General features: G+C 41.2%; 8 protein-coding genes, 1 tRNA gene and 2 pseudogenes. 5 read left to right on the plus strand and 6 right to left on the minus strand.

All coding sequences use genetic code 11. From position 1 onward, the window contains the following. The 3 genes and pseudogenes from QZ379_RS10545 to QZ379_RS10555 form a co-directional block, all read left to right on the plus strand. A pseudogene (locus QZ379_RS10545) lies at positions 1 to 169 on the plus strand (mobilization protein); the annotation flags it as partial. 304 nt (positions 170 to 473) lie between these two features. Beyond that, positions 474 to 908, plus strand: coding sequence for a hypothetical protein (locus tag QZ379_RS10550; protein WP_291564248.1), 435 nt, complete (start codon positions 474 to 476; stop codon positions 906 to 908). A gap of 11 nt (positions 909 to 919) precedes the next feature. Beyond that, entirely contained in the window at positions 920 to 1,327 is a 408-nt protein-coding gene (locus QZ379_RS10555) for a hypothetical protein (RefSeq protein WP_291564251.1), read from the plus strand. 96 nt (positions 1,328 to 1,423) lie between these two features. Here the strand turns inward: QZ379_RS10555 and QZ379_RS10560 are convergent, their stop codons facing one another. Beyond that, positions 1,424 to 2,269, minus strand: a complete 846-nt coding sequence (locus QZ379_RS10560) for a hypothetical protein (protein WP_291564254.1) — start codon at positions 2,267 to 2,269, stop codon at positions 1,424 to 1,426. Positions 2,270 to 2,360: 91 nt separating this feature from the next. After that, positions 2,361 to 2,444, minus strand: a tRNA-Leu gene (locus QZ379_RS10565). A 171-nt stretch (positions 2,445 to 2,615) separates the two neighbouring features. On the opposite strand from QZ379_RS10565, the gene QZ379_RS10570 reads away from it, so the two are divergent. Together QZ379_RS10570 and QZ379_RS10575 are read left to right on the plus strand one after the other, a co-directional pair. Then, positions 2,616 to 3,662 carry a mannose-1-phosphate guanylyltransferase gene (locus tag QZ379_RS10570; RefSeq protein WP_291564270.1) on the plus strand — a complete coding sequence of 349 codons (1,047 nt, stop codon included), beginning with the start codon at positions 2,616 to 2,618 and terminating at the stop codon, positions 3,660 to 3,662. Positions 3,663 to 3,890: 228 nt separating this feature from the next. Next, a pseudogene (locus QZ379_RS10575) lies at positions 3,891 to 4,010 on the plus strand (IS256 family transposase); the annotation flags it as partial. 121 nt (positions 4,011 to 4,131) lie between these two features. Here the strand turns inward: QZ379_RS10575 and QZ379_RS10580 are convergent. The 4 genes from QZ379_RS10580 to QZ379_RS10595 are packed head-to-tail and all read right to left on the minus strand — an operon-like array spanning position 4,132 to position 10,297. Beyond that, positions 4,132 to 6,033 (minus strand): DEAD/DEAH box helicase, encoded by a 1,902-nt coding sequence (locus QZ379_RS10580; protein ID WP_291564257.1) that lies wholly within the window; start codon positions 6,031 to 6,033, stop codon positions 4,132 to 4,134. A 15-nt stretch (positions 6,034 to 6,048) separates the two neighbouring features. Next, complete coding sequence (locus QZ379_RS10585; RefSeq protein ID WP_291564260.1) at positions 6,049 to 6,972, minus strand: bifunctional riboflavin kinase/FAD synthetase; 924 nt, start codon at positions 6,970 to 6,972, stop codon at positions 6,049 to 6,051. A gap of 5 nt (positions 6,973 to 6,977) precedes the next feature. Next, positions 6,978 to 7,592, minus strand: coding sequence for an HAD family phosphatase (locus tag QZ379_RS10590; RefSeq protein WP_291564263.1), 615 nt, complete (start codon positions 7,590 to 7,592; stop codon positions 6,978 to 6,980). Between the two features lie 11 nt (positions 7,593 to 7,603). Continuing rightward, the gene (locus QZ379_RS10595) at positions 7,604 to 10,297 is read right to left on the minus strand and encodes a calcium-translocating P-type ATPase, PMCA-type (RefSeq protein ID WP_366933611.1); all 2,694 of its coding nucleotides are present in this window, start codon (positions 10,295 to 10,297) and stop codon (positions 7,604 to 7,606) included. Positions 10,298 to 10,397: the final 100 nt, after the last annotated feature.

Below are 10,397 nucleotides of genomic sequence, written 5' to 3' on the forward strand. Positions count from 1 at the left end.
GGATGATATTTTAAGGGTGGAAAATGACCCTGACGATGAAAGCAGGCTGAACCTAACTATAAACAGGAAGCCGATTGCCGACTGGTTCAGGGAACAATGGCACAGGCTTAGATACGGAACAAGAGTACCGCAACAAGAAGAAAAGAAAAGCCGTGGCATAAAATTATAAATATATAGTGCAAATTATCAGATAGTTTCGCTACCTTTGTAACTGGATTGAGACAACTCCATCCAATATGATATTTAAGATTTAAAAGAAGCGTTATGCTTATCTTGTAATTGGAAACCTGAGAAATTTTCAAATGAGCAAGGATAGCATAGTGGTTCTCACGCATATAGCGTGGGCTGCTATTGTTGTATCTGCTCATTAGGTTTTCTCGGGACCTCCAATTAAGATGTAGCAACTCGGCTCACGCTTTTTTTTATAAATATACTGTTTTGAGCTGAAACAGTAACATAAAAAAATAAGTAAAATGGATTTCAGAAATCTTTTTAAAAAAACATCTAAACCATCTACACCGTATGACTGTTTAACATGGAATCAAAAGTTAGCAGCAATGAATCTAATGATAGTATTTGGTGGTTCTTGTTCCGGACTGCCTCATGAATTAGACAAGATCAACCATATCATGAGTGTAGAAGGTCGTGAAATGGGAGTTACAGGAGCTCAAACGCAAGCTGCACGTTCTATGTTTTCAGATATGAATGATATGGTAAATGCTTTGAGGGGAGCTAATCGACAGGCTTTGGAAAAACTCTTTTGGGCTTTCTACTGTATCGCTGCAGTTGGTAAATCTTCTAATGCTATTAGAGTTCTTTTAGGAGTATATGACAAATTGGGATTTTCTGAACAAGAATGTGCTTCTATTTTAGAGAAAAAAACAGGCTATAAAATAAATGAGCTATAAATATATTAACTATGTGGGTAGTTATATTAATTATAATCTTAGTGATTGTAATTTATAAGTTTGGAGAGAGTTCTGGAAAAGCTATTGGAAGTGTTCAAGCAGAAAGAGGTATGAGGTTGAAATATTCTCAATTAATTAATCATATTTTGGAAGGACACAAAGATTGTAAAATAATAACAGAAACCCGAACATATATTAGAGTTGGAGTTTCTAATTACGGAGGAGATACTATTTTTCACATTCAACAGTGTCCTAATAATATTGTAATGATTGACTATGATGTATCAAACAATCCGATTTTTGGGAAATTTAGCTTACGATTTACTTTCCCTGACGACATGAATCAAGACGATATGATGGAAAAAATAGGATTGGGAGTTCAAAAGAAAATGATTGAACTTCAAGGTCTTAATAAATAAATTTATATCGAATAAAGATGGAATTTCAAAATGAATAATTCTCTCTTTATTCGATAATAAATGTCTTATTCTGTTTATTCTTCAATAATCTTACTTTTATTCAACTATATCTTCATAAAAAATTGTGGAATCTGGTAAAATTGTTCCTCGTTTGCTTTTTCCACCAATATAAACCTGTTCTCTATTTTTTATCAAGTGAGTTTCATATGCTAGGACTAACTTCATTTTTGTGTCTACAGATTTAGGAGTAATAGCTACATTAAAGCCATATTCACCTCCTGCTTGCACTGAAGGATACATAACCCCATCAAAATTATGTTCTGTTGTAACCACCTCAGTTAATATAGCTGATATTAAGTAGTTGTAATCTGCTCCAGGCTCATTTTTCTTTGAAAATTCTCCAGCAAAATATTTAGAAAAAATATCTATATCTGCAGCTAAATCTGGACAACTTTCTAAAAATTGATTATAAGTTGTTTTAAGTTCTTCTAACAATGAGTTTTGGACATCTTTAAAACAATCTTTATGTACTATTATTAGAAGATTTATATCTTTTGTAACTTCCCATTTCCCATAAGTGATAGTTTCACTTCCGCTAGTTTCCGTACCTCCTCTTATTAGCGATGAACTTTCTACTGCTGAAATATAAAGAGTATCTTTAAGAGATTGCTCTTCTGGTACAATACAACCATAGAACATCGTATTTATCGGCGTACTAGCTCTTTGGCATGTTTTATTGAATTGTTGAGGTTTATAAGATAAATCAGAAACTTTTTTAAGGTTTCCGTCGCAGCGAGCCCTTGTGATTATCTTACCAGGGTGTAAAGTAAACTTAATAAACCCTACGATTCCCAACTCACGTATTAATTCTTTTATTTCAAAATAAGGATATTTACTTAAATCCAATGTGCTTAAACGAGTTATTATTGCTTGTTTATCCATATAAATTACATATGTGGGGAAAAAGTGGGGAAAAATCGAATAAATAAAAAAGCTAAGTTCTTAATAAATAAGTACTTAGCCTTTTATTCTGTACCCAGACCCGGGGTCGAACCGGGATGGATGTTACTCCACTGGTGTTTGAGACCAGCGCGTCTACCGATTCCGCCATCTGGGCTTGCCTGTTTTTCTTTTGCGTTGCAAAGGTAAACATAATTTTCATATCTGCAATAGATTTAGAAGAAAAAATGCAATATTTTTTATGTCTAACACTATTTAGAAACAATTAAACTCCGGTTTTATAAAATAATCCTTATATTAGCATAGTAAAAATAACACAAACTATATTATCATGAACAATAACTACTACTGCATAATTATGGCAGGTGGAATGGGGCGAAGATTCTGGCCTTATAGTAGGAAACAGTTGCCAAAACAGTTTCTTGATTTCTTCGGTACAGGCGAAACTCTCTTGCGCATAACATTCGACAGGTGTAAGGGACTTGTTCCGTCGGAGAATATATACATCACTACATATATTGATTATAAGGATATAGTGAAGACTATTCTTCCTGAGATTGAGGACCGACAGATTATAATAGAAGAAGAAAGGCGAAATACGGCTCCCGCACTTGCATATGCATCATATTTGATACAGAAAGTAAATCCGGATGCCACTATCGTAGTTATGCCATCGGATCAGCTGATTCTTAATATAGATAAGTTCCGCACTTCAATTCTCAAAGGTCTTGATTTTGCTTCATCATCAGGCAAGCTTGTAAATGTAGGAATCAAGCCTACAAGACCTGAAACGGGTTATGGATACATTCAGATTGATGAAGAGGAGAGGGAAGGTGATTTCTGTAAGGTCAAGACTTTTATAGAAAAACCGGCCCTGGAGTTTGCAAAGGTGTTTGTAGAAGGAAACGAATTCTATTGGAACTCAGGAATATTCATTTGGCATGTCACTACTATCATGAATGCTTTCCATGAGAATATGGCTGAGGTATGTCCACGCCTTGAGTGCAATGCTCCTGACTTTTCGGCTTGTCCAAATATCTCAATAGATTATAGCATAATGGAGAAGGCTGATAATGTTTATGTCCAGATGTGTGATTTCGGATGGGCCGATGTCGGTACATGGCAGTCTTTATATGATGCGTCACCTAAGGATACCAACAGCAATGTAATATTAAACAGCAACTCAATATTATATGATTGCAGTGAGAATATAATTCACATGCCTAAAGGTAAGTTGGTGGTAGCCGAGGGACTGCAGGGATATCTGGTAGCCGAACATGATAATGTACTTCTGATATGCAAGAAGGATGATCGGAACTCTATACGCAAGTTTGTGAATGATGTGGAAATGAAGTTTGGTGATGAATATGTATAATCATTTATTGTTGTCCGATAAAATCGATTGAATATAAAAGAATATTGCTCGGCCATTGTGTTTCAATGGTCGAGTTTTATTTTGCTGTTTCATACCTCTAATAAAAAAATAGACAGTTTATAATCTTCTTTCTGACTAACGTCCAAAAGATTTCTTCAATTCTTTTCCGGATGATTGGAAAGACTGTAGAATAAGTGTAAACTTCATCATTGTTGCAAGGCCGGACCGGATATAGCCCTTGAAAAACTGGTTTATCTTGCATACCGCAATATACGGAAGAAGTGGACTGTGTCATTGGCTAACTGGGCTATAATCTCACAACAATTAGCCGTAAAGCTTGGAGAGTGATTTAAATTATTGTAATTTTATACTCGTCGGTACGGGGTCGCTCCTTGTCGATTGTCTTTCCCCGACCGATGAGTTTTATAGAGAAAAATAATGCGTGATACAGCTTATTTTACACTACCATTTATTTTTTCTTTCTCTTCTTTTTCCCCATTCCGGCATCATCAAATCCCGGATTTGAAGAGTTGTTGTCATGCACGAAGAACTGTTTCCAGTCGTCCTTATGCTTTGGTCCGCGAGCTGAACTATATCCGCGTTCCTCGCGGCTTGGCTTGTCTTTCTTTGAAGCCTTCTTTTCTTTTGCAGGAGTTTCCTTTGATGCTTTTTCTTTTGAAGAACCTGAGTTACGTTTCTTGCCGCTCTTATCACTTTTGCCGTTGTTTTCTCCGGCTACTTCCACTATAATCCTCTTGCCTTTTAAAACAACTTTGTTAAGGGCCTTAATAACGATATCGGCTTGCTGTTCCGCCACTTCAAAGAATGAGAAATTCTGCATCAGGTCAATGCGTCCTATCTGTATGCGCTCTTTCTTTGTGTTGCGATTAATCAGTTCTATAACCTGATTTGCATAGAAACCGTCGGTCTTACCCATGTTGAGGAATAGGCGTGCATATCCCTTTTCTGCCTTGCGGGCAGTCTTTTCCTTGTCGCTTCCGCGGTCTTTGCGAGGTTTGTCGGACTTATCCTTCTCGCTTACCTTAGGCTGTTCTATTTCAGGTGCATTGCGGTAGTATTCCAGGAAGCGGTTGAACTCCATTGATACTACACGCTTGATGAGGTCTTCCTTGCTCAGCCATTCAAATTTGCGGTAAATGCTTGGAAGGAATGCTTCGATATCTTCCTCGTTCACCTTAACCTTCTCTATATCATCGATAACCTTGATGAGCTGCTGTTCGCAGATTTCTTTTCCGGCAGGGAGTGTTCCTATTGTGAATTTCTTGTTGATGATACGTTCTATCTCACGCATCTTTCCTTTCTCGCGCATATTCATGATGGCTATAGAGATACCTGTCTTTCCTGCACGGCCTGTACGTCCGCTTCGGTGAGTATAGCTCTCTGTATCGTCTGGCAGGGCATAGTTGATAACGTGAGTAAGGTCGTTCACGTCAAGTCCGCGTGCTGCCACGTCGGTAGCAACAAGAAGCTGCAGATGACGCTGGCGGAACTTCTGCATCACGAGGTCACGCTGTGCCTGGCTCAGTTCGCCGTGAAGAGAGTCGGCACTATATCCGTCCTGTATCAGCTTGTCGGCTATCTCCTGAGTTTCGATACGTGTACGGCAGAAGATGATACCGTAAATCTGAGGATAGTAGTCCACGATACGTTTCAGCGCGAGATACTTGTCCTTGGCGTGTACGATATATGCTATATGGTTTACGTTCTTGCTGCCCTCGTTCTTTGTTCCTATGGTTATTTCCTTCGCATTATGCAGATAAGTCTTCGCGATGCGAGAGACTTCAGGACTCATTGTGGCAGAGAACATCAGAGTGTTGCGGTCCTCTGGTATCTTTTCGAGTATGGCATTGATACTCTCTGTGAATCCCATGTTGAGCATCTCGTCAGCCTCGTCCATCACCACATCTCTGATAGTTTCAAGACGGGCCACCTTGCGTTCCATAAGGTCGATGAGTCGTCCCGGAGTAGCCACGATGATATGTACACCTTTCTTCAGGCTTCTGATTTGGCTTTCTATGGATGAACCTCCATATACAGGTAATATCTTAAGATCTGAAATATATTTTGAATAGTCGGTAAGGTCACCTGCTATCTGCAGGCACAGTTCGCGTGTAGGGCAGAGCACCAGTGCTTGCGGTACACATTCTTTGATGTTTATTTTCTGTATCAGCGGCAGACCAAATGCGGCTGTTTTTCCGGTTCCGGTTTGTGCCAGAGCCACTACGTCATTTCCGTTTCCAAGCAAATACGGTATAACTTCTTCTTGTACGGGCATAGGATACTCATATCCCATTTCTTCGATTGCCCTGCGTATTTCTTCGGAAACGCCTAATTCTTCGAATGTCTTCATTTTTTGTTTTTTAAATTATTCTATTTTTGATATTATCGTCTTGTCTTTCTCTAATTGTTCTATCAGCTCCTCCATCGAGGCGAACTTTATCTCCGGCCTTATTCTGCTGACGAACTCTATCCTCAACGGATGATGATATATATCACCGCTGAAGTCTATGATATGTACCTCTATACTGATATTGCTGCCATTGTTCAGCGTAGGGCGGTTGCCTATGTTCAGCATCCCTTTGTAAACAGTATTGCCAATGGGTACACGTACGGCATAAACTCCGTTCTCAGGTATAAGTTTTTCCGGACACGAAGGGATGATGTTTGCAGTGGGGAAACCTATTTTGCGTCCTACCTTATGTCCGTCGGTCACTGTACCGTCGATATAATAGTTATATCCGAGGAAACGGTTTGCTGTGATCACATCGCCTGATTTAAGCAGCTTTCTTATGGCAGACGAACTGATGAAAGTGTCTGTAATCCCACACTTCAGAGGCTCGGCCTTTATCACTGACATGCCAAGTTCCTGTCCGTAGCGGCAATAATCCTCGAAAGTTTCAGTGCGGTTGTGTCCGAAACGGTGGTCGTAGCCTATAACCAATGCGCGGACATTGTATCTCTTAAGCAGAAGTTCCATAAACTCGCGTGCCGTAAGTTGCGACAGCTGTCTTGTGAACGGAAGCATTATGCTGTAATCTGCATCAAGAGAACTGATTAGTGAAGTCTTTTGTGCCGGACACGATAACAGCTCCGGCATATAGTCTGCCTGCATTACCTGACGCGGATGTACAGGAAAGGTGATAAGGGCACTTCCCAGACCTCTCTCATCGGCTATGTCGCGAACCTGTTTTATCAGATAGCGGTGTCCTGTGTGTACTCCGTCGAAGCATCCTATTGTTGCCGCGCATGGCTTTATGTCGGTTTTATCGTATTCTTCTATAAACTCCATTTTTATTATTTGAAAATCAGCGAGAGGTCTTCTCCCGGAATGTAATGTACGGCATTTATACCTACCGATTGTGCTGCATCGCAGTTCAGTTTTGAATCGTCGATGAACATTGTTTTTTCAGCTTTGATACCTGCATCCGACAATGCTTTCAGATAAATGGCTGTGTCAGGCTTTGCAAGGTGCATCTCATGCGAGAGGAATACCTTCTTGAAGAAATCATTAATACCCAATCCTTTGTAGCTGAAAACTTTAGGTGCTACATTATCCCAATGAATTGCATTAGTGTTGCTGAGTATATACAGATTGTATTTATCCTTCAGTCTGTAAAGCAGCTCAAGTTTTTCTTCCGGGATTCTTTCTATCATGGTGTTCCATATACGGTCGATTTCCGCATCTGAGATATCCTTGCCTGCTCTGCGGCGCAACTCATTGCGTGCATCGTTATCAGAGATATTGCCGAGCTCATATTCAAGGAAGAAGCCGGTCTTGTGTGTTCCGGTTATTTCCTTATCCTCGAAACAGATTCCGGCAGCCTTGCATTCGGCGAGAAATCTGTCTAAGGTGACGTCGATAAGAACGCCACCCCAGTCAAATATAATATTCTTGATTTTTAAATCCATAATCTTGTGTCTTATTTGGAAGTTATTCTCTTGACCCCTCTCCAAATTTCGCCAATCCAAAGTACAATGGAAGTTCCACCTATTATATAAATCCAATCCATCAATGGAAGAGCCTCTGTGCGGAATACCTTACCGCCGAAGGTAACGATGACAAACTGGCCTACAAGGATTATCAGTGCCACGCTGAGCATACCAAGCGCATGGCCTGCATCCTTGAAGATGGAATGATTTGTTCCGAATACACTGGCATTGAACAGGTTCCAGAACTGAAGCATCACGAACACAGTGAAGAAGATAGTCAGGTTATGAACATCCATACCTGCGGCAGAATTGTTCATATAAGCCATAAGCCCCATCAGTACTATGAGGAAGCAGATACCTGTACCGAAGATATTCTTCTGCATAGCCTTGCTGATGATGAAATCTGTACGTTTGCGTGGCTTTTCGTTCATCACGTCCATACTTGGAGAAATTGAAGCCAAAGCCATGGCAGCGAAAGTATCCATAATCAAGTTCACCCAAAGCATCTGTGTAACGGTGAGCGGTAGAGCAGAACCGAAGAATGCTCCGAGGAGGACACTAAGCAGTGCCACCACATTGATGGTAAGCTGGAACACGATGAAACGCTGTATGTTCTTATAGAGCGAACGTCCCCACATCACGGCTGTAGCTATACTGTGGAATGAATCGTCGAGCAGAGTGATGTCGCTGGCTTCTTTAGCCACAGAAGTACCTGTACCCATTGACAGACCTACCTGAGCATGGTTGAGGGCAGGAGCATCGTTGGTTCCGTCGCCTGTAACTGCCACTACCGCACCTTTCTGCTGCAGCAACTGTACAAGACGCTGTTTGTCCATAGGACGCGCACGGCTCATAATCTTGATGTCAAGCACTCTTTCAAGAGCCTCTTCATCACTCAGTGCGGCAAAGTCTGTACCTGTGATACGGTTACGTTCAGTATCGTTTTCAGTCCACAAACCAATCTGGCGGGCAATTTCTGTAGCTGTTCCCGGAGTGTCGCCGGTTACAATCTTCACACCGATACCTGCCGACTGGCATTTCTTGACTGCATCAGGCACGTCAGGACGTATAGGGTCGCTGATTGCGAATATTCCGAGGAATGTCATGCCGCCTTCAGCCACAAGCTCTGCACAGTCTTCCGATTTTCCTTCAGGGATGATTCGGTATGCAAGTCCAAGAGTACGCATAGCCTTGTTCTGATATGCAAGGAGCTGTTCGTTGTATGCCTTGATTTTATCGTCGCTCAATGAACATTTAGACATCACGATTTCAGGCGCACCTTTTATATATAGAACACGTTTGTTCATCACAGGTGAGTCAACGAGTGTAGCCATATATTTTCTCTCGGTAGAGAAAGTAAGCTGGTTCACTGTATGAGCATTTTCACGCAGTGAGATATAGTCGCCACCCTTTCCGTTGAGCCACAAGAGCAAAGCGACTTCTGTAGGGTTACCCACACCCGATGGTTTTTCTCCTTCAGCCTTCTCTTCAAGGAAAGCAGTAGAGTTTACGGCAATGCTTTCTGCCACAAGTTCAGGATTTGATTCGTCCACCTGTGCTTCGTGTACCTGCATCAGGTTCTGAGTCAGAGTACCGGTCTTGTCTGTACAGATTACAGTGATGGCACCCATAGTTTCGCAGGCATGCATCTTGCGCACAAGGTTATTTGTCTTCAGCATACGGCGCATGTTCAGCGCAAGGCTCAGTGTCACACTCATAGGAAGTCCCTCAGGAACAGCCACAACAATCAGCGTTACAGCCATCATGAAGTATTTCAGTACAATCTGAGCCACCTGAAGCCACTGTTCCCAAGTCTCGACTGTATTGGCAGTGAAATAAGCATAAAGGTCTTTACCTGTGAAAATAAGGAAAGTAAGTGTCGCGATAGTGAAACCTACCTTACCAATCAGGTTGGCAAGTTTCTCCAACTGTATGTTTAGAGGAGTCTTTTCATCACTCTGTTCCGTTGACTGGCGAGCTACCTTACCGATTTCTGTAGCGTCACCCACACGGTCTACCCTCATCGTACCGTGTCCGTCGGTAACAGTAGTACCACGCATCACGGCATTTGACGGATAAGTAGCTTCATCGTCAAAATGTTCAGGGTCGGTAGTCTTGTTCACCATAAGCTCACCTGTCAGGTTCGCCTCATTCACTTGCAGTGAAACAGCTTCCACCAGTGTTCCGTCGGCAGGAATCTCATCACCTGTGTTCAGAATCACGATATCATCTACGACGATTTCCTTTCTTGGAATTTCTTTTACCTTTCCGTTTCGTATAACGGTGACAGGAGTTTCCTCGCCAACAGCATTCAGAAGGTCGAACTTCTTGTTGGCATCATATTCAAAGTAGAATCCGATACCAGTAGCCAGGAAAATAGCGAAGAAGATACCTATAGTTTCGGCATATTCATTCTCTATAATTGATATGATAAGTGAAAAAACGGCAGCCACCAGAAGAACTCTGATGACAGGGTCTTGGAATTTTTCAAGATAAAGTTTCCAGATTGATTGGCGTTTGGGAGGAGTAAGCAAGTTTTCCCCATATTTCTGACGGCTGGCGATAACCTCCTGGTCGGTCAGTCCGTTCAGATGGCTTTCATTCATTTTCTGCGACATGTCTTTAATTTTTAATCGATTAATCAGTGCAAAAATACAACAATATCTCCGAAGTTGTGGTGTCATGCGGTGTAAAACTTCTTAATCCGTAATATGTGTCCATTGATTTGCCTTAAAATAACTTCTTATGATGGTGAATAAAAATATATTTTGTGCTGAATAAATC

Source organism: Bacteroides sp. (assembly GCF_019417265.1).
Taxonomy (GTDB): domain Bacteria; phylum Bacteroidota; class Bacteroidia; order Bacteroidales; family Bacteroidaceae; genus Phocaeicola.

Bases quoted from the DNA above. Each gene is read 5' to 3' on its own strand.
- QZ379_RS10550 (WP_291564248.1), top strand. From the start codon at position 474: ATGGATTTCAGAAATCTTTTTAAAAAAACATCTAAACCATCTACACCG.
- QZ379_RS10555 (WP_291564251.1), top strand. From the start codon at position 920: ATGTGGGTAGTTATATTAATTATAATCTTAGTGATTGTAATTTATAAG.
- QZ379_RS10560 (WP_291564254.1), bottom strand. From the start codon at position 2,269: ATGGATAAACAAGCAATAATAACTCGTTTAAGCACATTGGATTTAAGT.
- QZ379_RS10580 (WP_291564257.1), bottom strand. From the start codon at position 6,033: ATGAAGACATTCGAAGAATTAGGCGTTTCCGAAGAAATACGCAGGGCA.
- QZ379_RS10585 (WP_291564260.1), bottom strand. From the start codon at position 6,972: ATGGAGTTTATAGAAGAATACGATAAAACCGACATAAAGCCATGCGCG.
- QZ379_RS10590 (WP_291564263.1), bottom strand. From the start codon at position 7,592: ATGGATTTAAAAATCAAGAATATTATATTTGACTGGGGTGGCGTTCTT.
- QZ379_RS10595 (WP_366933611.1), bottom strand. From the start codon at position 10,297: ATGACACCACAACTTCGGAGATATTGTTGTATTTTTGCACTGATTAAT.